Genomic DNA, 22,162 nt, shown 5'->3' with positions numbered 1-22,162 from the left:
GGTTATCCCTCATAAATCATCTTTTTTGTCATCCCACCATCCACCGTAATATTTTCGCCATTAACAAAATTATTTTCAGAGTCAGTTAGGTACAAGCAAGCCTTTGCAATATCTTCCGGTTTACCGACACGATTGGACATGTGTTGTGAATGGTCCTTATCTCTTAGCTCTTCATAATTTTCATTCTGAATCCATCCAGGTGAAATAGCATTTACCGTGATATCCAACTCACTAAAGGAAGCTGCCAACGCATGCGTCAACGCTACAATCCCGCCCTTTGTTGCTGCATATGCTTCAGAATTTGGTTCTGACATGGTTGCCCTAGTGGAGGCGATATTAACGATAGAGCTGCCACTTTTCATGTACTTTGATGCTTCTTTAGAAGTAATAAAAACACTGCGCAGATTCGTGTTGATGACATCATCCCAAGCTTCAACTGTCAGGTCCTGAAGTGGAGTGAATCTGGATACACCGGCGTTATTTATAAGGATATCAATTTGATGGAAGTATTCCATGGTTTTGGTCAACAGATGTCGAATATCATCTTCTTTACGGACATCCGTTTTAACGAAAAGAGCTTTTTCCCCAAGCTGCTGTTTAAAAGCCTGTCCTGATGTTTCATCCATGTCTGCAAGCACTACATTTGCTCCTGCATTTATATATGCCGAAGCGATCCCTTTTCCTATTCCGTTTGCTGCACCGGTGACGATGACGGTTTTGTTTTGGAAATTCATCATAGGTTTTAATCTCCTTAGTATAAATTTTATCACTGTTTGATAGCCCTAGACTAAATTTAATATACACATTTTCTTATACCCTTTATATTAACAAACTATAGAATAAGTAGGTGAAGAAATGAAAGATTATGAAGCTGCGTATCTTTCCGGTATTATAGATGGAGAAGTCTGCATCCTATTAACAAACATACATAAAAATGAATATAGACGTCCTTGTATAACTATTGCTTCAACAGATATAGAATTATTAGAGTATGTAAAGTTTTTAACTGGTGGCTCCGTTACAAGAAAGAAAAATTATTGTACTTAATATCCTCCAATATATACATCCTTACTTAAGAGTTAATGAAAAAAGAGAAGAGCTAAATACATTTTAGATAATTATGAATTAGTAACCATGAGAAATGGGAAGTATAGTGAGGAAGAAAGGGTAAAAAAGGCTATTTTCGAAGAAACATTTTTAAACTTTAGATAAAAAGCAAAAACCGCACTTTTAAAAAGTGCGGTTTATTTAATATGGAGACGGTGGGACGTGCAATTCCATGCTTTCGTCATGGCACTGACTATATCTTGAACCTCCAAGTTGAGGTCCTCTGGCGTATTATGCGGACTAAGATTTTTAGTTCCTATTGCAACTAGCAGTTCCACATCCTAGTATTACCACTATTGTGGCAACCTATGAGTCGATACACGGCTGTTGAATTACTTCACATACCGCTCGGCATTGCCTTATCGTAAAAGAAATACGACTTAGGTTTCACCGATAAAGCCAGATTTTCACTTACATGTTACCATGCAAGGCGACTAATAAATAATCGAACCCACGTCCAGAAACATCGCCACTTAAGCATCTACGAGTGTAGTCAATATATTAGTATTTCGCTAACCGTTCCGCCTATTGACTGGCATCCTGGCAGCTAGTCTGGTTATTCTCTTCCTTTGACCTCAGACGGCGATCTCCGGCGTAGCCCACTAAGAGTGAGTCCCTGATCCTACCACATGGGCGATGGAGGGAGGAACCGCATCAGACTGTTATTAGGCAGCTAATGCGAAGTTGTTGTTTTCTTTGCCAGTTATTATTGGCGTTGACGTTGATGACGAGGACGATCCCCCCGACTCGCAACCCAAGCTCGAACTATCCCTGTCGAATCCGTAACGTCCCCTCGATAATAAATGTCTCTGTTGAAGTTTAAATCAACAAAGAGCAAAAACACGAGGTTTCTACGGGAAAGATAATCAAGCCAATGTGTTGGCTATTCAATTATCAATGCATCGCTCTGTCTATCAGCGACAACTATATTATAGCACATACAGATCACTTTGCAATTGTAAGTTACTGTAAATTAAACTATACTATTCCTTTTGACGTTCACGGAACGCTCTCTCTATATCACGTTTCGCTTCTTTCTTCTTCAAATCTTCACGCTTGTCGTATTTCTTTTTACCTTTTCCTAATCCTATCAATAGCTTGGCATAGCCGTTTTTAAGATAGATTTTTAAAGGAACCAAGGCATATCCCTCTTCTTTAGTAAGACCAATAAGCTGATTGATTTGTTTACGATGAAGAAGCAGCTTGCGAGTACGCAGCGGATCATGATTGTAACGGTTTCCTTGCTCATAAGGACTGATATGCAGGTTATGCAAAAACACTTCGCCGTTTTGCACTCGTGCAAAGGAATCCTTCAAATTTACTCGACCAGCTCGCATGGATTTAATTTCAGTACCTTGCAAGACCATACCTGTTTCATAGGTCTGCTCGATGAAATAGTCATGATTGGCTTTCTTATTGGTACTAATGACCTTGCCTTCCCCTTTTGGCATTAATGTTTCCCCCTTTCTTTCTAATAAGGCGTAGTGAATATTTTACCAAATCCACCCGACCTCTACAAGAAAGAAGGGCCTTCCTTTGTGAAAAAGACCCTTCTTTGAATGGAAAAAGCTTAGCGTTTTTTCTTTTTTCGTTTCTGTTTTGGTGCATTCTCAAAGAACTTCTTGTTTTTCTTTTTCTTCTTGCCAGGACCTTGCGTTGTCCAGCCTATTTCAAATGTGTAGTCATCGATATTGCTTTCATCTTTACGTTTCTGGCTGCGGCCCTTGGCAGGCTTTTTGCGTTCACTTTGGATGACACGCGGTGCACTCTTCGTATCTGGGCGACGAGTACCCTTCATACCTACTACCTCAAAGTCGATGGAGCGCTCATCTTTGTTTACGTTAATAACACGAATCGTAATCTCGTCACCGATTCGGTAGACTTTCCCTGTTCGCTCTCCAATCATCGCGTAATGGCGTTCATCGTAGCGATAATAGTCATCAGTGAGATAGCTTACATGGACAAGACCTTCAATTGTATTCGGCAGCTCGACGAACATTCCGAAGTTCGTCACAGAGCTAATGATGCCATCATATTCTTCCCCAATTTTATCAAGCATGTACTCGGACTTTTTCAGTTCATCCGTTTCACGTTCTGCATCAACCGCTCGGCGTTCCATATTGGAGGAATGCTCGGCTATTTCAGGTAGCTTGTCGCTCCATTTCTCCTGTGTCTTTTCATCGAGTTTCTTTTGAATCAGGTAGGTGCGAATCAAACGATGAACAATTAAATCAGGATAACGACGAATTGGTGATGTGAAATGGGTATAGAACTCTGTGGATAAACCAAAGTGTCCCAAGCTTTCCTCATCGTATTTTGCCTGTTTCATGGAACGAAGCATGACAGTAGATACTACCATTTCCTCCGGCTTACCTTGAACTGCTTCAATCACTTCCTGAAGCGCACGCGGATGAATCTCATTTCCTTTTCCTTTCACAACATACCCAAAGTTTGTGATGAATTCGAAGAAACGTTGCAATTTCTCTTCTTTTGGATCCTCATGGACACGATAGATGAACGGCACATTCATCCAGTGGAAATGCTCAGCTACCGTTTCGTTCGCAACAAGCATGAACTCTTCAATTAAGCGCTCGGCTACGGAACGTTCTCGAAGGACAACATCTTTCGGCGCCCCTTCTTCATCTACAATAACCTTCGACTCTTTGAAATCGAAATCGATGGCACCACGCGTCATCCGCTTTTTGCGAAGGACTGCAGCCAGTTCCTCCATCAGCTGGAACATCGGAACCAAAGATTCGTATCGAGACGTTACTTCTTCGTCTTTATCAACTAGGATCTTATTTACATCTGTATATGTCATACGCTCTGTTGTTTTAATTACACTATGGAAAATCTCGTGTTTGACGACTTCTCCCACATTATTAAGTTCCATCTCACAAGACATAGTAAGACGGTTCACTTTAGGATTTAACGAGCAAATTCCGTTGGACAGACGATGAGGAATCATCGGGATTACGCGGTCTACCAGATAAATACTAGTCCCACGCTCCTGCGCTTCCAAATCAATTGGTGAGCCTTCTGTTACATAATGTGTGACATCTGCGATATGAACGCCAAGCTTGTAGTTGCCGTTGTCTAGTTTCGTAACGGTTACCGCGTCATCAAGGTCTTTTGCGTCGGCTCCATCAATTGTCACGATAACTTGATCGCGAAGGTCTCGGCGATCACCCAGATCTTTTTCGTCAATTTCATCCGGTGTTGCGTTCGCCTGGTCCAACACCTCTCTCGGAAACTCCTGAGGCAGGCCATGCTTATGGATAACAGACAAGATATCCACACCAGGGTCATTTTTATGACCAAGAATGCGGATGACTTCTCCTTCCGCACTGAGGCGGCCTTCCGGATAAGTAACCAATTTTACTACTACCTTGTGCCCTTCGACTGCACCATTGCTGGCACTTTTCGGAATGAAGATATCATTGGCTATTTTTTTGTCGTCTGCAATAACGAAACCAAAGTTCTTACTTTCGGTATATGTACCAACAATCTCTTTAACTCCACGTTCAACAATTCGGATGACCGTTCCTTCTTGTCGCGAATCACCCGCAGCCTTCCTGCTAACGCGCACAAGAACGATGTCACCGTGCATGGCATTGTTCAGCTCGTTCGGTGGAATGAATACATCGTCCATATCCGCCTCTTCCGGCATGACAAATGCAAATCCTTTGGAGTGACCGATTACTTTTCCTTTGATTAAATTCATTTTTTCTGGAAGGCCATAGCGATTGCTGCGCGTTCTCACAACGAATCCTTGGTCTTCCATATATACTAACGCTTTGACAAAGTCCTTGAACTCCTCTGAGTCCTTAATTCCAAAGGCCTGTTCAAGTTCTTGTGTTGTTAGTGGTTTGTAGGCTTCTTCTTTCATATAGGAAAGTAGTTTATCTACATGTTGTTGAATTGTTTCTTCCATTATATATCCCTCCCCTTTTCGGGTTTTAAAATTACTGTAGTACACCGCTAGTGATTTCCGCAAATGGCTTCGCTTTCCTAGGGGCGCTGCTGGAGCCTCCTCGGCAAGCCTGCGGGGTCTCCACCTAGCGCTATCCCCCTCAGGAGTCTTCGCCTTTTGCTCCAATCACTAGCTAGGTTACTTCATTAAATAGCTTCTTCAAATAGTATTACCAATCAAGCGACTCTAAAAACTCGTATACGTCTTGGTGAAGTTGTTCTCGTTCTTTATCGAGGGTGATGACGTGGCCGGATTCTTCGTACCATTTAATTTTCTTATCGTCCGATTCGACTTCATTGTAAATGATGTTGGCACTGTCTGTGTTGATCATATTATCGTGACGGGCTTGTACGACAAATGTCGGTGAATAGATCATGTCTACATTATTCCGCACGTCTGCAATCAATTCCTGCAATGCCTTCAATGTACCCATTGGTGTCCTTTCAAACTCCTTCATTTCTTGTTCCATCTGCTCCGCACTTTTCCCTTCACGGCGCTTAAATTCGCGAGCGTATTCCAGCACACCTTGGTACATAATTTCTTCGCTCTTAATATACATCGGCGCGCACATAGGCACAATACCCTTCACTGGAACTGTGTAACCTAACTTTAGAGAGAAAACCCCGCCCAATGAAAGGCCAACAACTGCAATGCTTTCAAAACCTTTATCTTTTAAAAATTGGTAGGCTTCCATCACGTCCTCCCACCAATCCTCAGGTCCAGTATGTACCAATTCTTCCGGCGGCACCCCATGCCCTTTATACTGTGGCGCATGGCAAGTATAACCTCTTTTCTCCAAAAAACGGCCCATCATTCGCACATCCGCTGAATTCCCTGTAAATCCATGTAACATCAATACCGCACGATCTCCGCCTTCAAACGTAAAAGGCTTAGGCAGCTTCACTTTCATCACGTCAGAACATCCTTTCTTTCACATGTATTTATAGTATGCTATTTTTTATTAAATATCAGATATGATTAGTCCGAAAAGAACATTTTACCATAATGAAGTCAGAATAGCTTTTAGAGAGCTTGCTTCGGAGGGGTGATCACGTTTTAGGGGGTAGTTGATAAAGATATACCAAAAATGAATGTTTAGTAGGAGAAAATCGACAAAAATAATATTTTTGTTTTTATTCTAAATGGAGCCAAATAGGTCCTTTTACTATTCAAAAACCGCTATCCAAGTCCTGAAATCAGCTTTAATAAACCTTTTATTCCTGAAAGCATTTTTGTAAAATAATTTAACCTATTCGACATTAATCAGCAACATTCCATAATTAGTTAAATTATAATATATACAGGTTAAGATAAGGACAATCGTATTAATACTAAAGTTATATCAAGTAATAAATTGATACAACAGTAAAAGGCAAACTTGTTGAAAGACAAGGACGCAAAGTCAACAGATCTAAGATTGTAAAAGAATATCTTTTACTAATTAAGATGGCTGGGCTGCCTGAAATACCAAGTATTTTAGGAGGGAAAAGGATGGAGAAAGTATCAATTAAAATGACAGAAAATTTAGACAAGGAGTGGATAGAACTAATTGGGAGTGCACTTGAATTAGGTATATCTTCTGCTGAAATCAGAGATTTTTTACATAATAATGGGCAGATTTCTTCAAACTGATTACTGATGCTATATTATTCTTGTAATTTTTGTTCTAAATATCTAACAATCCTTTCGTTATATGCTATAATAAGCATGATAGGAAGGTGAAAGCCATGATAGGGGAACGAATTAAAAAATATAGAGAACAGCGTAAAATGTCTATGTCGGAACTTGCAGAACGTGCTGGTGTTGCCAAATCGTATTTAAGTTCCATTGAACGCAACCTACAATCCAATCCTTCTGTACAATTCTTGGAAAAAGTCTCTTCTGTCTTAGGCGTTTCTGTAAATACTTTGTTGCACGATCATGAAAACAGCGAAAACGTAGACCAAGAATGGACAATGCTCGTACGCGAAGCAATGGACTCAGGTGTTACAAAAGAACAGTTTAAAGAATTTCTTGAATTTAATAAATGGAAAATAAGTCAGGATACAAAAAAGTAAGTGCCAAACAGTGTGGCACTTACTTTTTTATTGTTTAGAAACAAACGTTATTACATTTATTTCTGGTGTATTAAAAAGACGAAATTTCATAAAGGGAATTGTATCACTGCTGCCAAGGCCTGTACTTACGTATTGTTTGATGCCTTTATATTCCCAGAGTCCCTTTACTCTGTTTTGCGGAGGGAAAAAACCGTTTCTTTTAAAGTATCCCTCTGGTACAAAAAATGCACCTAGAAATGGTATCCTATACTGACCTCCGTGATAATGACCAGCTAATATTAAGTCAAAATCCCTCATTTGATAATACGGATCTTTCTCAATTGTTTCAATTCTAAGATCCGCTACTGGATAATGATTAAGGGCGATTAATAAATCTGTCTTTTCTTTCTCTAGCACTAAGTTGTCATAGTAATTTTTCATACTTAACCTAACCAATGGAGGATAATTTTCATCAACTATAGATTCCTTGTATGCATCTATCCTTTTTGCACTAATGATTGCACTCTCAAAGTAAACAAATCGTACAATATCCTCACCTACAACAACCGTAGAATTGGTGTCTAGAAGTTTCACTCCCCTTGTCTCCATTTCTTCTATAAAATCATGTTTTTTAATTTCTTTCCCTTTAAATAGGAAGGGTTGTGGATCAGTATTACCTGGCACAAAGAAAGCATATTCCATATTATTTATGCCCTCAATTAAATTAAAAAACGGTGCATAATTTACACTCTCTTCATCATCAAGCATGTCACCAGTGAAAACAATGACATCGTAATCTAGCGAGTTAATTTTTTTGATTAATCGTTTCTGGTTTCTTCCGAACTGTTTTTCGTGAAGGTCTGTTACTTGTAATATTGTAAAATCTTCAAGGTTTTTAGAAAGGTTGTCTATTTCAACCTCTTGGCTTATAATTTCAATCCGGTTATTGTCCACAATAACATAAACAATCAAAATTACTGTAAGGACTAATATCGCCTTTTTCCAAGTTATTTTCTTCATTTTTAACCGCTCTCTAACTTTTATATGATTCCTGAAAACCTCAAAAACTTGCTCTCATTTGGCTTTTTAGCAGATTCCTAAATACACTTCGTTTTTCTTCAGATAGCTGACCATATTCTCCCTTTTGCACAATAACTCCATTTTCCAACACTACCACTTGATCTGCATTTCGAATAGTAGACAAACGATGTGCTATTACAATAATTGTCATCTTCCCCTTTAAGGATTCTAAAGCCTGTTGTATATGAGTTTCATTTTCCGTGTCCAATGCACTTGTTGCTTCATCTAAGAAAAGTATAGAAGGTTTTCTAAGAATAGCTCTTGCTAATACTAATCGTTGACACTCGCCACCTGATAGCTTAATTCCACGATCACCAATTAAAGAGTCCAATCCCTTAGGGAGTTTTTTGACAAACTCAGCTGCAGAAGCAAAGCTTAGAGCTTCCCAAATCTCATCTTCGGTTGCATCTGGCTTCATTATCAGTAAATTTTCTCTTATAGTTGTATTAAACAGAAATGGATCTTGTGGAACATAGCTGATAGCCTTTCGTAAAGCTACAAGATTATTTTTGGTAAGCGGGACGCCATCAATAGAGATTGTTCCAGATTCCGGTTGGTTTAGCCCCATTAATAAATCAATTAACGTACTCTTTCCAGCTCCGGATTTACCTACAACGGCAGTCATCTTATTCGCTGGAATGTGAAGATTTATATTACTTAAAGCAAACTCTGGCCGGTCTGGATTGTAGCGAAATAATATCTTTTTACAATCTACTCCTCTTTTAACTTGCAAAGGTTTGATATAATCTCTATTCACTTCAGAAAATTCGCGTGACTGCTTGGAATCATTTTGAATAGCAATAATTGCTCGAAATGCTGGAATTGTGATTGCTAGTTGCTCTAGTGAACCTTGAATTCCTGCAACTCTTGGCCAAAGTCTGGAAAAGATTACAACGATGAGCATTAGCTGTGCCACCTGGGCATTAAACATTATAACTGCAAAATAAATAAAAACAGCAACCAAAACAGCAGAGGCAATCTTGTAATACAATTGAGACTTTGTTTTCAGTTTGGTGTATTCAATTTGTTCGTCCTGCATACGCTTGGTTATATTGTTATACCAATCCATTCTAGAGTCTTCCAATGTATTACTCTTGATATCTTTAATACCATTAATCTGATCTGTAATTCCTGCCAAGTAACTTCTTCCTAAATTATAATTACGCTTCCCTAATTCCATGGACCATTTCAGAAACTTTCGATTCAATAGAACAAGAAACACACCGCTTAATATGACAAAGCTCGTAATAGTAGGCGACAGCATAAATGCCAACCCTATTTGGATAACCGTAAAAATGAGCGAAGCAACAAATTGGAGAAAGGAATTTGTCCCCGAACTAGCTCGAGCAATTTCCGTTGTTAAAAAATTTATTAAATCGGATTTGCGATTTCTGGTAAGAAAATCCCAATTAGCATAAAGAAATGCCTCATATGTGGTCACACGTAAATGTCTGAAAAATCCTTGTTGAATGATGGCATTCCGAATAGTAATCTGGCGGTGAACAAGATTGTGAGCAACTACTATCAATATGTATACACATAGAATTCCTGGCAGCCCTAATATTCCAACAAAATCACCTAGCAGTTGAAGGACATCTTCTAATGGAGTTCCATTAGCATGAAGATTTACTACCCCAGTCATATTTATCATAGGTATAAGAAGCAATAAACCCACTCCGTCAAGCAAGCTGATTATGACCATGGAAATCATATTTACATACAAAATTTTTCCCGCATAATGATGAATTTTGGCGAGGAAATAGCGGAATTCCTTCATTTGAATCCTCCTAATTCATTATTTAAAACCTTTCTCAATGCCTTCATTTTCACCGAATCTTTCATTGCTCTTTCTACATCAAACATTACCGCCATAAGCGATGTTCCTGGACCTTTAATTTCCTCCTTGAGTTCAATTGCTCTCCCAAACCTCGCTTTTATCATGAGATAAAATTTTTTCTCCATTAAACCAATATAATATTTTGGTTGATAAGTAATGATATGATCTAGAAAGACATGAAAAAAATAAGAAAAATAGATTCTTCCTTGATACGCTTCTTTCAGGCAAAGCTTATCAATTTCCCAAACCTTGTCTTGATTATTTACAATTTCCTCTAATACGGAAAACTTGTATTTATTATGGCCCTCCACGGTACAATAAGGGCTTTTCGGATTAAATTTCAAGAATTCAACAGTCCCTATAACCTCTCTCTTTTTAAGAACAAAAAACAATTTTTCTTGGGGAAGTAGTAGATTAAATCTGACTCCATCTGGAGCATACGGGTCGTTCAGCCACCTTTGTTTCTTACAAATTGGCTCCCATACATTTTGGAAAGATTTAAATTGCTTTCTATTCAATACTTGTTCATACATCTGTAATCCACCCGTCCTAAAAAAAGTTTTCATAGCCCTTACACAATTTGTATAAGGGCTGATTGTTAACCATTAGCTTTCACCAACTACCGGATCGCAATCATCATCACCAGGATTCCCATGAACAGGTGGTTTCCAACTCCAACCCTTCATTGTATGTTTTACATCTAATACTACTAACTCAGGCTTTGTCCAACATTTCATTGTTTCGTCACCCCCTCTCTCTACTACTAAACCTTTAACACCGTTTGTTTCCTGCTTTTTCTCCATACCCATAAAATCGGTCTTAATGGAATATAAAGTATATGTAGGGGTTTAGGTAATGGCATCGTATCTGCGTCTTCCGGGAAAGGAAATAAGCAGCTTAGCATATACAAACATTTCTGATGGGTACTCATCATGGCAAACATATGCTTAGCATGATAAGTAGAAACCTCTTTAGGCACAGGATCGGTATGTAAATTTACCATTGACCGCAAATAATAAATAGCATCCTGCGCTAACACACGATTTTTATTGTTCATTAAACCACTTAGTTCTTGTGGTAATTTAGTGTTTAATAGATTCTTAGTTAAAAATAGTGCTTGACCGCCTACACGGTTGTAGTGCAATTTTCTAAAGAGATGGATTAATTGCGACCAGTTCATATCATGTTGTAATAGTTGATATATGTCCACAAGCCATCTTAGCCTGGACCATCCGTGCCTAGCACCGTGAGTCACAAGAAAAAAGAATAGATCTTCATTCCCCAGCATATACACGCTCTGATTTAAAAGGGAACTTTTCATCTTCCTATCCCAAAGGTCATTGAATGCAGGTTCAAATCCCGGACCAGGGTTCAACCGCCAGTGCAGCTCACACTTCACTCCTTTTTCCCGATGAAAATAGGTGACGTGGTGATGCCGCCATGTCCAGTCCCCAAGTATGGTCTCAATATAATCATCCTTCTCATAACCCAGTTGTATAAGTAGCGCTTCTGCTTCACCTAAGTTTTCTAGAGGAATTAAAATATCCAAATCACAGGATGTTCTTAAAGAGATATCGCCATATAGTTCTTGCGCAAGTACTGGGCCCTTTAAAAAAATCGTTCGAATATCTTTTGTTAGGAATTGCTGGTTAAGATGGTTCATTTCTGCAGTAAGGTGCATCATCTGAAAGGTATTTTGCTGATACATTGCCTTCAGATAACGTAAAACATAATCGGGTACAGAGGAATTATCCATTTGTTTCAGCTGTTGATATAGTAGAGGAAAGAGACGATGGTGTTTGGCAAGCTTTAAGAATGCTTCCCAGTTTACCTTTTCTAGGAGTTGCTCATATTGATCACTCCAAGCTGTTGTTTTTTCTTCCTTTATTACATGAAGGATAAAAAGCAGCTCATGAGGAACTTTCTCTAAATTTAGATCCGTTTTTTTCACTTCGCTGCTCCCTTCCCAATGTTTTGGCGAATTTTCCTACAACTGTAAACTGATTCATCACCTCAGCACCAGTAATATAAAACGGACCTGATCTCAACCATGCATGCGCAATTAGCTTCCCGTTTTCGTCCTTGCCCGTACCGAGGTACAAAGTCGTCTCAATGTTTCTCTTTTCAAGCATCTTCATGGCCGCCATCGCCTTCACCAGACACTGACTTTCCCAGAACGTGTACTTACTCATAATATGAACAGCCTGGGATACAGCCGCAAGCACTCTCTGATCTTCTGAAGAAGGTCTATCAAAAGTCGTCTCCCTCATCTTGGCACCCAAAGATGGAGCTACGGTAGAAAAAGGAACGCTTTTTAAGTAGCGAGCCCAGGCTAAACGGAAGTAGGTTTCTACTAATAGTCTCCTAGTGTTCCAGTCCGCTTCCAATAACAATTTCAGTTTTCTCATGTTTTGGTCCCTTTCGCCTTGGAAAATTAATTTTGTTTAATAAGTCCTTCCTTATGAAGCATCGCAATGAACTCCATCACCTGCATTTCACAAGTCTTTTCATCCACCTCATATACTTCTTGCAATTGACTAACCATGTCCTTAATACTGTTAGGTTCCTGAAGCAAATCCCAGATGGCTCCTCCAACCTCCCCTAGGTTGTAATACTTTCCATTCGTAATACTAAACATTACCTTTTCTCCATCCATATCACTAATGATGTTTCCTTCCACCTGAGAATACACACAATCATTTGTAAGAACTAACCCTTTAGCCATTAACCACTTCACCCTTTCTCTCCATACTTGTCAAAATAAAGTCCGTAATTTCATTTGCCGTAAAATGGGAAGTAGGACGCTGAATCCGATAAAAGCTCATCTTGTTCACCATCTTAGCGGATGTCTGGAAATGCCAATCCATTAATCCAGCCCTTGGGATAAAAAAGTTACGGTATGTATGCTGGAACAACAGATGAAACCTTTCCAACCCAGTAACAGAAGAAAATTGAAGGGATTCATCCTCCGTTTTCATCAATTCAAAAACTCCTGCCAACGGGAGTAGCTTATTACAAAACTGAGAGTCTACCGGTATCGCAAACTTAGTTTCACGATCAATGATCGGACGGAAGTTACTCGACTCCATACCAAACTCATCTATACTCTCCTGCCACAACTTCTGCTGAGGATATGCCGGGGTCACCATCGGAATATTTTTTTCGTTGAAAGAAACGGGGATCACATCATCACTAATTAATTGATAACCCTGCTTTAACAAAGCGGATGCAGTCGTCGATTTTCCAGCTCCAGAATCTCCAACGATTGCATAAGCTTTTCCATTTATGGAAATTGCACTGCCGTGTAAAGGAAGGATTCGCCGCTGCATAAGGATTGCCCCCATGCAGGTACCAAGTAAGTAAAGTCGGATGTGATCTTCTGCTGCATCCTCAAAGGGACTTACAATAATTTTGCTGCCGTGTTGGATGAGGAAGATGGCGGTGTTAGGCACATAGAACATGCAGAGGTTCTTCTCTACGTAGAAATATTTGTTAGGTTGTTGGGAGCGGGATTTCCATTTGTCTTCTAAATGACCTACTTCAATGGAAATACCACATGTATCCGAATCTATTTTTGCCCTGCTCAGTTCAGGGAGCGCATATTCACTTTTAATGATGAAGCCGAACGCTTTGTACAGGTGTTTTAATGAAATGGTCATGTGGATCGCTCCTGTGAATTGAATTTTACCACTCATTTTAGTTCATTATAAAGAACGTAAATAGTAAAAAAAATCAATCGGAATGTTTTCATTCTTTATTAAGAACTAAATTATGTATTTAATTTAACACCAAAAAGGATAGTTGTCAATTATATTTAATGTATATATACACGTTTGAAATTCTTTTTCAAAGTTGCATGAAATTTCTGAAAAGGTAAAGGCCGTCAAAAAGCCAATCAAATCGACTTTTTGAACAGCCTCTTCAGGGATTAAGTATGTGGGTTTGATCAGCTGTAGTGTACACCTTCATCTGGATCAGTTTGTGTATCATCAGGAGTTCTAATTCCTGGTCCAGCAAACGTATTTTCTACTTCTAAAATTTCTAATTCTGGTTTCATCCAATTCTTCATATTATCACCTCCTTCAAATATATTTTTTCAAGAATCTATAGGTTATTAAACTTCTCATTAAGAATGCAAAATCTAAATCAAATACATTTTCAGATCGTGGATTATTTTTCAAATTTGCAATAATATTTTTTATAGCTTCAGTGTTTAGATATTCTTTAATTAATGGATCTTTTACTAATGTTTCTAACTCTAAGATAAAATCTTTCCATAAAGGAAGCATTCTAAAAAGACTATCACTCCCCTGTATACCTCGAACACGCTGATTCAATCTTACTTTTTCAGGAAGTATTCCCTTGGTAGCTCGTCGGATTAAAGCTCTATCAAATCCATTCTGTACGAATTGACTTTCTGGAATAGATAAACAAAATTTAATAACTCTTAAATCGTTAGTAGGGTCACGATTCCACAACTTGTATTTCAATGATAATTTAGTATTGACAGTACCATTTGAATTCCAAAATGTTACTTGATCAAAACATTTTTTTCTAGCCTCATATGCATTTGGTGTTTTATATTCATGAAGTTCAATATCATTAGAAATCAGTTTATTAAAAACTCCGGTCTGACTAGCAAAATCTTGGTTTATAAAGCTAGGAATTTTGTAAGAAAAATTATGTTTACTAAATACAGTAGGATAAGCCTTGTTTAATACCTTAGAGAAAATTTTAGACTTTTTGACACCAATATTTTTACTGTAAGCATCTAATTCTTTATAGAATAGTAGAAATTTCCTTTGCTTTAACAAAAGTGTCTGGTAGTCAAGATAAGGTCCCCAAGATACACTCCAGTTCCCTCTAGCTCCGTTCAATAAAGTACCTACACCATCTTGAGAAGCCATTTCATAAACTCCTCTAACCCAAAAAGAATTGTGAAAAAATTTGTAGGGCATTTCATATGTTTCCAACCATGTATCAATCTCTGAATAGGGATTTCTATTATTAAAGGCCAGGTAATTATCTTTTATATTACCAACATATTGAACGGTTGATTGTATGTATGGGGTCTCATCTGCAATCCTATGTTTTGGAGTCCACTGCTTAAAATCACTTGGTGGAATGTAACTATATGTATGTAGCTTTCTACCTTGTTTAACTAACTCTCTAGCTGCGTAACCCACAACGGAACCAGAATCCAACCCACCACTTAATTGAGCACCAACATTACGATTCGTTCTAATTCTTGAATTGACTGCAGTTTGAAAAATGTCTTTAAATGCTTCTTCGTAATCTTCGTTTGTCTTATATATAATTTGTTTGTCGACATCGAGTTTAATATACCTTGACAAATTTATCTGTCCATTTTTTAACGTCAGTGTATGTGAAGGAGGGATTTGCTTAATTCCTTGATAGATGGCGGTATTAGCATCTATCGTTTCGTACATTCCTGGAATTGCTAAATATTCTGCTAACCAAGATTCATTTAATTTTCTTGTTATGTAAGGTAAGGCTAACAGTGGTTTAAGTGTCGTACAAAATGCAAAATATTCTTGATTTAAAAAGTAATAAAGAGTACGAGTACCGGAAAAATCCCTTGCTCCAAAAATTTGATTTTTACCTTCATCCCAAATGATAAAAGCAAAATCTCCTATCAAATATTTCGGAGAATCATCTTCCCATTTCTGATATGCCTCTAAAATTAATTCGGTATCAGTAATTTTGTCTCTTTTATAAATAGGGATCTGCAATCTCTCAAATAGTTCTATTCTGTTATCAATGATTGCATCTGCTGCTATTACTAAATTCATTTCTCTGTGGTGTAAAGGATTTGACTCTCCAACCGATTCCGGTGTTATCCATTGCAAATGGGAACCTAAGTACATATTTCCTTTTTGCCAGGTTTGAACATCGTCTGCAGGAAAATGACTTAGTCCCTTCATGAGATCCACACGGTGTTCAAGTGGAATGTCATTTGATTTTATACTGTGTATACCTGCAATAGCGCTCATATGTACCTCCAAGTAATAGAAATACTTTTAAATTATTTGTTCTTAATATAGAACATAACATCCTTAAAAAAGAATGTCAAGGTTATTCAACCGACTTTCCTATATAAGTTTTTACCTATTTGTACAAACCATTTTCCCTTCCTTTGAATTAAATATAGTAACGCTTTTCTATAACGGAGGATTAATAATGGGATATAAAATTCAAATTAAGAGTTGCTTAAAAGTTAATTTGCCTAAACTTGATGTAGGTGAATTTGCACTATGCACTGACTCAAATGAACTTTTTATAGGTTCAGATCTAGGAAATATACAAATTTCAAATATAGAAATGATTGGTCTTTTATCAACCTTATCTACTCAGAATAAGACAAATATCACTGCAGCTATTAATGAAATTCACCAAAACTTGATTGACTTAACAGAAAAAGAGATAAATATTGAGGATAGCAAGAAAAATGGAAACATAATCGTTAATGGATCAGAAATAATCGTTTATGATGAAAGTGAAATATTAGAACAATTAAACACAAAAGCAAACTCGAATGATTTGGAGAATAAAGCTAATCTTGATCATCAACACACATTAAACGATATTAACGAAATATCCATTTCTGATTTACGAGAAGGATATACTCTTCAATATGACTCAACCATCCAAAAATTTTCTGCAAAGCCCCTTTCTTTTAGTGAAATGGAGTTAAAACAATTAAAAGATGTTCGTTACCCAACTGACATTCCAAACAATGGAAATGTTTTGACCTATAACCAGGGATTTTGGGAGCCAAAAGACATTGAACCTCAAAAAAATACTGCAAGTGGCTCATATCTAATTGAACTAAATCGATGGGGGATAAGGAATGACAAGACTGCTCCCAAAGAAACTGTTGATGGAATAAACAATGCATTTAAATGGGCTTTTGAAAACGGATATAAAAATATTGTATTTCCCAAAGGGAATTATCTAATTTCACAAAATAAAAGTATCTATCCTCAAAATAATACTCACTATGACTTTGGAGGTTCTAGAATATTTATAGAACCAAACAATAAAGAACGATACTCTATCGTTTCAATTGGATCTTCTGACTCAACTAAAAAAGCGCACCATATAACCATTACGAACGGGGAATTTATCGGAGATCGCTATGACCATGATTTTTCATCTGGTGGAACTCATGAATGGGGGCATTGTATCTCTTTGAAAGGTCACTGCAAATTTATTAAAATTGCAAATTGTATTTTACGTGACGCAATAGGCGATGGCTACATTGGTGAAGGGAATTATGATGTTTGGTTATACCCGAATGAATCTAATTTCGAATTAGGAACGATCAATAAAACTTCTGGAGTAAAAGAATCCTCGATAAATAAAGTAAGAACAATTTCTCCTTACGATGTTAGTCATTTTAGGGTCACTAATAATGAAAATAAATTCATGTTAACAGGAAATGGATACGGTACTTTAAGAGGAATCAATACAGATATATTCGATTTATTTTTCTATGATGAAAATGGTAATTTTATAGGACATAAAGAAAATACCTCATGGTATGAAGATATTGAAAGACCAAATGGTGCAAAAACTATGCATATCGTTCTTCATCAAAATACTGCAACTAATATTTCTTTTGAAGTACGTGCTGAACCAAGACCAGAATTTATAACAATCGAGAATTGCGAAATTATGAACAATAGACGTGTTGGTATTGTAGGTGCCGGAACAAGGAATTTTTATATTAGAAATAACAGAATTCATCATAATTCTGGTTATGTAGGTGCTGGAATAGATATAGAAGATGGTTATAGAACAAACCAAAATATTTATATTGATGGGAACGAATTTTTCGGACATGGTATTAATGATGTAATTTTGGTAGGAACTTATTATGCTTCTGTTACAAACAATAGTTTTCAATCAAACTGTGGCGGGAGTGGGAAGTATTGGTTGTTACATGGTAATAAGTTTTTAAATGCTGGTGCCAGTATAAGAGCAAATGATGTATTGTTCACAAATAACATGATTAAGAATACAACCCTGAATTTCGGGTACAATTCTAATGGTAAAAACATCATTATTTCATCATGTGTATTCCATAATTCAAGGATCATAATGAATCAACCAGAGCCACATTCCATAAATTTATTTTCTTGTAGTTTTTTTAACAACTCAGATAAATATCTTAGTGGTACTATTTCAAGTTATAATAATCCGTGCATCATCAAAAATGTATCTATCATAGGTAAGGAATCAAGTGGAGCAACATTAATAGCTACCGATGATAGCGTTGTCAAAGACTCAATTTTTATATATCCAGTGTTTAGTGGATCCTATTTGTTTAAATTCGAAAATTGCGAAATAAGTTATCCTTCAATTATGACAACTACAACAAGTAGTAGCAATAAGACTCTCTGTTTCGAAAAATGTTCATTTACAACTAATGACAGATTCCTAGTTTTCAATAGTCCAAATTCCAATTTAAACATCATGAATTGTAAAATAACAGTGGTAGGTACGAATGCTAATTTTATCAACATAATCAATGCTAAAAACATATTCGTTCAAGAAAATCATTTTTCTTCCACTATGGCAGATAGTGGAGCATTTATTTCATCAAGTGGTGTAAATACTGCTTTTACTAAGATAAAAAACAATATATTTGAAGGAAACTCTCTTGTAGTAAAGCCTATAGACTTTTCTTGGAAGTTAATTGTTAACCCAACTATTTATGAGAATAATGTTATTAAAGGTATTTCAGAAATACAATTAATTACTGGTGATACACATAAGATTGGGCCATCCTATATCAGACCTCAAAAAAAATTAGAACTTGGAACAACTTTTTTTGATACCACATTAAGAAAGCCTATATGGGTTAATGAAGTAAAGAGTGGTTACTATACTAACGAAATATCCAAAAGAAATTCATTGTATAAATTAGGTCAATTGATATATGAGAATGGGAAAATTTTCGAATGTACAAAGGGAGGTACTACAAGCACATTAAAACCTAACTTTCCTACAGGAGTAGGGGAAGAGGTAATAGATGGTACTGTGAAGTGGACTTGTAGGGGAGATCGTGCTATTTGGTTAGATTATCTAGGTAATACTGTTGAATAAAAAATTTTGAGAAGCTCTATTAATTAAACAATAATTATAGAGCTTCTCTATTAAAAAGAGTTTCCCTTTCGAAACATTTATTAATTTCACAAAACTTTAGAAATTCTTCACATCTAACTACCCATGTAACTGTCTCTTCCAAATGGTTAGGGCATTTTCTGTCATTTTCTAAATCGAGCTTTAAGTAAATTAATTCGATAATAAATATATTAATATACTTTGTAATAATATGCTTAATATTTTCATCAGTTATTCTTTGACTAAAAAAAGTATCATCTCTTTCTATTATTGATGCAATAAGTTCTTTCATTCTATTATTGGCGTAAATCACACTAAGCTTTTCTACCTTTTTATCTTTGAAAAACTCTATGAACACATAATAAAACGTATCAAAAAATGGACTCCTATAGCCGTATGTGTTCCAGTCAATAACAATAAAATTATTGCCATGTACTAATACATTTCCATCCCATAGATCGCCATGAGAAAAATGTAAATTTAATTCCTCAGAATCAATTTGTTTCCCAAGTTCAAGTAATCTTGATGAAGTAAATTTTTTTATCTTATTGATGTTCATGTTACTTTCATAATTCAGTAAATATTCTTCTATTTTTCTTACTTTGATATCAATATATTTTTGTAATTTCACCTTTTTAGGAGGTCGATATTTTAACAATTGATATAGTACATCTTTTATTTCCTGCTTCATCTTACATTTCAAGCTTTGTAAACTGTAGTAATTGAAATATTGTTCTTTGATAGTTTTTTTAGAGGAGTCAATATCGACTATCTTAGGTGCTATTAACATATCATTGATTTGTATTAACTTACTTACTTTCCCTAAAAATGCAGGGTCTGAAATATCTGGAAAGTAAGTTTCTACTGTTTTTTTTTTCAAATTAAAAACTTTATATTCTCCTTGGCGTAAAGTAAGTAAACAATGCCCATATATATCTGACTCAATAATTCTTATTGGTGTAGTATTTCTCTTCAGAAAAAAATGCATCACCCTAATTGCTCTAATAATTGGTAAAGGTAGTATATTAAACCATTTTGATTTACTTAATCGAGAAAAATAAAAAAAAGATTTTGTTCGATAATACAATAAAAAAAACAATGTTACTAAATTGACTCTATCATTTATATATATTCCATTTTCAACCAAAATGTATTTGTATTTTTTTTTCATGGTTACCTCCAATTCTAATTAAGCATATTTTTTGTTCTCTGATACAATTTTTCCTTTATCTAATTTATAACTAATATCACAATTTTCAATTGTACTTAATCTATGAGCTATAATAATTAGCGTTTTTTCTCCTTTCAAACAATCTATTGCTTTCATTACTTCTTTTTCTGTCTCATTATCTAATGCTGAAGTTCCTTCATCCATAAATATTATTTCCGGATTATTATATAGAGCTCTGGCGATCCCAAGTCTTTGTCGTTGCCCTCCTGATAACTTTACTCCTCTTTCACCTACAACAGTATTCAACTTATCAGGTAAATTTTCAACAAAGCTTTTTAATTGAGCTTTTTCTAACGTATCCCATACAATTTCCTCATTTATTTCATTCTCTTCCACTCCAAAAGCAATATTATTTCGTATGGTGTTATCAGTTAGAAAAATATTTTGGGGGATATACCCAATTACCTTTATCCAATTGTTTCTAACAACCTCTAGTTGCTTATTATCAATCAAGATTTCTCCTTGTTGTGGGGAATACAACCCTAATATTATATCCATCAATGTTGTTTTTCCTGATCCTGATTCACCAATAATTGCAACCGACTCCCCTTTCTTTATAGTAAGAGATACATTATTTATAGAAAAATCTGACTTGTCTGGATATCGAAATGATACATTGTTGAGTTTTATTTCTTCTTTAAAAAAGCTAGGATAGATATTATTAAGATGCTGATTTTGATGTAATGTTAATTTTTCCTTTTCCAAGTTAGAATTAACAAATAAATCTTCATAAATTACTTTAAGTGCAGGTTGACTATATCTAATTGTTGTTATTAATCCTACGATTTTATTAATTGAAGGCATTAACCTAAAAGCAGCCATTGCAAACAATGCCATTGTAGTCATTAATTTAGAGGTGTCTGACCCCTGAAAAACTGTAATTAGAAGTGTACATAAAACAATTGATACTAATAAGATCTCAATAAATAATCTGGGAAGTATTTCTAACAATTTAATATATCTACTATTACTTATTTTAATAGCTAGCATTCTTGAATAAGAGTTAACAAAATAATCTTCATTTCCAGCCACTTTTATTTCCTTGCTTGCTCCTAGTCCTTGATTTATCCATTTTAATATATTCCCACTAATTTGTTGTTGCTCTTTACCCAGGCTAGTAATTTTTCCTTTGAAATATTTCACAAAGAAGTACAAGCTTGTCAATAATATTAAAGTTGCGGACATAGTTGCCAAAGGGGAGGAGAATAATAGCAATCCTAAAATCAATATTATTACGAGAACCTCAGTAATTATTTGAAAGTAGGAAAGAACTATTCCTTGAAACACTTTTGGGATTTCTTCATTAATATTACGTAATAGAGTAGACGAATTCTGTTCTAAATGAAAAACATAAGGCTTTTTCAAATATTCTGTAAATAATCGTTTCGATAGCTTTAATTGTTGACTTAAAATAACTTTATATTGTACAAAGTTAAATAAAAATAAGTAAGCATTTTTAAAAATGTAGACCACTAGCAAAGCAAATATTCCGAAAATAACAAATTTGTTAGTTGAACTAAAATTTAAAGTATAAAAAATTTTATTAAGATAAAAGTTGCTCTCAATGATACTAGGGTTTGTAATAATACCTACTATTGGTACTATCAACCCTATGCCAATAGTTTCAAAAAGCGCAGCAATAACCATCATAAAAAGCAAAAGATAAAATTTATTGATATCTTTTTCGTTTATTAATCTCTTTAAATTCATTATGTTGTTTAACACATAACCCATCCTCTACACTTTAA

20 protein-coding genes, 1 other RNA gene and 1 riboswitch are annotated in these 22,162 nt (G+C 35.8%); of the genes, 4 read left to right on the top strand and 17 right to left on the bottom strand.

The features are described from left to right. Positions 1-2: 2 nt before the first annotated feature. The gene (locus HF078_RS19760) at positions 3-734 is read right to left on the bottom strand and encodes an SDR family NAD(P)-dependent oxidoreductase (protein WP_169292860.1); all 732 of its coding nucleotides are present in this window, start codon (positions 732-734) and stop codon (positions 3-5) included. Between the two features lie 121 nt (positions 735-855). Between HF078_RS19760 and HF078_RS20985 the strand changes: the two genes are divergently transcribed. Next, positions 856-1,047, top strand: coding sequence for a hypothetical protein (locus tag HF078_RS20985; RefSeq protein WP_240951800.1), 192 nt, complete (start codon positions 856-858; stop codon positions 1,045-1,047). Between the two features lie 502 nt (positions 1,048-1,549). On the opposite strand, the gene ssrA is transcribed toward HF078_RS20985, so the two are convergent. From ssrA to HF078_RS19735, 4 genes are all read right to left on the bottom strand, one after another. Then, positions 1,550-1,892: a transfer-messenger RNA gene (gene ssrA / locus HF078_RS19750) on the bottom strand. Between the two features lie 198 nt (positions 1,893-2,090). Next, positions 2,091-2,558, bottom strand: a complete 468-nt coding sequence (gene smpB, locus HF078_RS19745; protein WP_060665428.1) for an SsrA-binding protein SmpB — start codon at positions 2,556-2,558, stop codon at positions 2,091-2,093. Between the two features lie 119 nt (positions 2,559-2,677). After that, positions 2,678-5,041 carry a ribonuclease R gene (gene rnr / locus HF078_RS19740; protein WP_169292685.1) on the bottom strand — a complete coding sequence of 788 codons (2,364 nt, stop codon included), beginning with the start codon at positions 5,039-5,041 and terminating at the stop codon, positions 2,678-2,680. Positions 5,042-5,249: 208 nt separating this feature from the next. After that, positions 5,250-5,990, bottom strand: a complete 741-nt coding sequence (locus HF078_RS19735) for an alpha/beta hydrolase (RefSeq protein WP_169292859.1) — start codon at positions 5,988-5,990, stop codon at positions 5,250-5,252. A gap of 451 nt (positions 5,991-6,441) precedes the next feature. Beyond that, a riboswitch (cyclic di-GMP riboswitch) is annotated at positions 6,442-6,543 on the top strand. A 28-nt stretch (positions 6,544-6,571) separates the two neighbouring features. Here HF078_RS19735 and HF078_RS19730 point away from each other — a divergent pair. Both HF078_RS19730 and HF078_RS19725 read left to right on the top strand, forming a co-directional pair. After that, positions 6,572-6,712, top strand: coding sequence for an anti-repressor SinI family protein (locus HF078_RS19730; RefSeq protein ID WP_169292684.1), 141 nt, complete (start codon positions 6,572-6,574; stop codon positions 6,710-6,712). A 95-nt stretch (positions 6,713-6,807) separates the two neighbouring features. Continuing rightward, positions 6,808-7,137 (top strand): helix-turn-helix domain-containing protein, encoded by a 330-nt coding sequence (locus HF078_RS19725; protein WP_169292683.1) that lies wholly within the window; start codon positions 6,808-6,810, stop codon positions 7,135-7,137. A 27-nt stretch (positions 7,138-7,164) separates the two neighbouring features. On the opposite strand, the gene HF078_RS19720 is transcribed toward HF078_RS19725, so the two are convergent. The 10 genes from HF078_RS19720 to HF078_RS19675 all read right to left on the bottom strand — a co-directional run bounded on the left by HF078_RS19720 (position 7,165) and on the right by HF078_RS19675 (position 16,047). After that, complete coding sequence (locus tag HF078_RS19720; RefSeq protein ID WP_169292682.1) at positions 7,165-8,136, bottom strand: metallophosphoesterase; 972 nt, start codon at positions 8,134-8,136, stop codon at positions 7,165-7,167. A 40-nt stretch (positions 8,137-8,176) separates the two neighbouring features. Then, the gene (locus tag HF078_RS19715; RefSeq protein WP_169292681.1) at positions 8,177-9,973 is read right to left on the bottom strand and encodes an ABC transporter ATP-binding protein; all 1,797 of its coding nucleotides are present in this window, start codon (positions 9,971-9,973) and stop codon (positions 8,177-8,179) included. Then, entirely contained in the window at positions 9,970-10,566 is a 597-nt protein-coding gene (locus tag HF078_RS19710) for a hypothetical protein (protein ID WP_169292680.1), read from the bottom strand. Before HF078_RS19710 ends, HF078_RS19715 begins: the two co-directional genes overlap by 4 nt. Before the next feature lie 72 nt (positions 10,567-10,638). Further along, the gene (locus HF078_RS19705; RefSeq protein ID WP_169292679.1) at positions 10,639-10,770 is read right to left on the bottom strand and encodes a paeninodin family lasso peptide; all 132 of its coding nucleotides are present in this window, start codon (positions 10,768-10,770) and stop codon (positions 10,639-10,641) included. Positions 10,771-10,796: 26 nt separating this feature from the next. Continuing rightward, the gene (locus tag HF078_RS19700; RefSeq protein WP_169292678.1) at positions 10,797-11,984 is read right to left on the bottom strand and encodes a nucleotidyltransferase family protein; all 1,188 of its coding nucleotides are present in this window, start codon (positions 11,982-11,984) and stop codon (positions 10,797-10,799) included. Next, a complete protein-coding gene (locus tag HF078_RS19695) occupies positions 11,944-12,441 on the bottom strand; it encodes a lasso peptide biosynthesis B2 protein (protein ID WP_169292677.1) in 498 nt (165 codons plus the stop codon). The genes HF078_RS19700 and HF078_RS19695 overlap by 41 nt, the downstream gene beginning before the upstream one ends. A 26-nt stretch (positions 12,442-12,467) precedes the next feature. Next, positions 12,468-12,758 carry a lasso peptide biosynthesis PqqD family chaperone gene (locus HF078_RS19690; RefSeq protein ID WP_169292676.1) on the bottom strand — a complete coding sequence of 97 codons (291 nt, stop codon included), beginning with the start codon at positions 12,756-12,758 and terminating at the stop codon, positions 12,468-12,470. Further along, positions 12,751-13,692 (bottom strand): phosphoenolpyruvate carboxykinase (ATP), encoded by a 942-nt coding sequence (locus HF078_RS19685; RefSeq protein WP_169292675.1) that lies wholly within the window; start codon positions 13,690-13,692, stop codon positions 12,751-12,753. Before HF078_RS19685 ends, HF078_RS19690 begins: the two co-directional genes overlap by 8 nt. 287 nt (positions 13,693-13,979) lie before the next feature. Beyond that, positions 13,980-14,102, bottom strand: coding sequence for a paeninodin family lasso peptide (locus HF078_RS19680; RefSeq protein ID WP_169292674.1), 123 nt, complete (start codon positions 14,100-14,102; stop codon positions 13,980-13,982). Between the two features lie 13 nt (positions 14,103-14,115). Further along, on the bottom strand, positions 14,116-16,047 hold the full coding sequence (locus HF078_RS19675; RefSeq protein WP_169292673.1) for an asparagine synthase-related protein: 1,932 nt from the start codon (positions 16,045-16,047) through the stop codon (positions 14,116-14,118). 187 nt (positions 16,048-16,234) lie between these two features. Here HF078_RS19675 and HF078_RS19670 point away from each other — a divergent pair, with 187 nt between their 5' ends. Further along, on the top strand, positions 16,235-19,165 hold the full coding sequence (locus HF078_RS19670) for a right-handed parallel beta-helix repeat-containing protein (RefSeq protein WP_169292672.1): 2,931 nt from the start codon (positions 16,235-16,237) through the stop codon (positions 19,163-19,165). 34 nt (positions 19,166-19,199) lie between these two features. Here the strand turns inward: HF078_RS19670 and HF078_RS19665 are convergent, their stop codons facing one another. Both HF078_RS19665 and HF078_RS19660 read right to left on the bottom strand, forming a co-directional pair. Beyond that, complete coding sequence (locus HF078_RS19665) at positions 19,200-20,354, bottom strand: phosphotransferase (RefSeq protein WP_169292671.1); 1,155 nt, start codon at positions 20,352-20,354, stop codon at positions 19,200-19,202. 18 nt (positions 20,355-20,372) lie between these two features. Next, positions 20,373-22,139, bottom strand: a complete 1,767-nt coding sequence (locus HF078_RS19660) for an ABC transporter ATP-binding protein (RefSeq protein WP_346775378.1) — start codon at positions 22,137-22,139, stop codon at positions 20,373-20,375. Between the last annotated feature and the right edge of the window lie 23 nt (positions 22,140-22,162).

The organism is Bacillus sp. RO2 (genome assembly GCF_012911845.1).
GTDB lineage: Bacteria > Bacillota > Bacilli > Bacillales > Bacillaceae_I > Sutcliffiella_A.
The sequence above is the reverse complement of the archived record's forward strand: the minus strand, read 5'-3'. Positions and strand labels throughout refer to the sequence as shown.

Bases quoted from the DNA above. Each gene is read 5' to 3' on its own strand.
- HF078_RS19760 (WP_169292860.1), bottom strand. From the start codon at position 734: ATGAATTTCCAAAACAAAACCGTCATCGTCACCGGTGCAGCAAACGGA.
- HF078_RS20985 (WP_240951800.1), top strand. From the start codon at position 856: ATGAAAGATTATGAAGCTGCGTATCTTTCCGGTATTATAGATGGAGAA.
- smpB (WP_060665428.1), bottom strand. From the start codon at position 2,558: ATGCCAAAAGGGGAAGGCAAGGTCATTAGTACCAATAAGAAAGCCAAT.
- rnr (WP_169292685.1), bottom strand. From the start codon at position 5,041: ATGGAAGAAACAATTCAACAACATGTAGATAAACTACTTTCCTATATG.
- HF078_RS19735 (WP_169292859.1), bottom strand. From the start codon at position 5,990: ATGAAAGTGAAGCTGCCTAAGCCTTTTACGTTTGAAGGCGGAGATCGT.
- HF078_RS19730 (WP_169292684.1), top strand. From the start codon at position 6,572: ATGGAGAAAGTATCAATTAAAATGACAGAAAATTTAGACAAGGAGTGG.
- HF078_RS19725 (WP_169292683.1), top strand. From the start codon at position 6,808: ATGATAGGGGAACGAATTAAAAAATATAGAGAACAGCGTAAAATGTCT.
- HF078_RS19720 (WP_169292682.1), bottom strand. From the start codon at position 8,136: ATGAAGAAAATAACTTGGAAAAAGGCGATATTAGTCCTTACAGTAATT.
- HF078_RS19715 (WP_169292681.1), bottom strand. From the start codon at position 9,973: ATGAAGGAATTCCGCTATTTCCTCGCCAAAATTCATCATTATGCGGGA.
- HF078_RS19710 (WP_169292680.1), bottom strand. From the start codon at position 10,566: ATGTATGAACAAGTATTGAATAGAAAGCAATTTAAATCTTTCCAAAAT.
- HF078_RS19705 (WP_169292679.1), bottom strand. From the start codon at position 10,770: ATGAAATGTTGGACAAAGCCTGAGTTAGTAGTATTAGATGTAAAACAT.
- HF078_RS19695 (WP_169292677.1), bottom strand. From the start codon at position 12,441: ATGAGAAAACTGAAATTGTTATTGGAAGCGGACTGGAACACTAGGAGA.
- HF078_RS19690 (WP_169292676.1), bottom strand. From the start codon at position 12,758: ATGGCTAAAGGGTTAGTTCTTACAAATGATTGTGTGTATTCTCAGGTG.
- HF078_RS19685 (WP_169292675.1), bottom strand. From the start codon at position 13,692: ATGACCATTTCATTAAAACACCTGTACAAAGCGTTCGGCTTCATCATT.
- HF078_RS19680 (WP_169292674.1), bottom strand. From the start codon at position 14,102: ATGAAGAATTGGATGAAACCAGAATTAGAAATTTTAGAAGTAGAAAAT.
- HF078_RS19675 (WP_169292673.1), bottom strand. From the start codon at position 16,047: ATGAGCGCTATTGCAGGTATACACAGTATAAAATCAAATGACATTCCA.
- HF078_RS19670 (WP_169292672.1), top strand. From the start codon at position 16,235: ATGGGATATAAAATTCAAATTAAGAGTTGCTTAAAAGTTAATTTGCCT.
- HF078_RS19665 (WP_169292671.1), bottom strand. From the start codon at position 20,354: ATGAAAAAAAAATACAAATACATTTTGGTTGAAAATGGAATATATATA.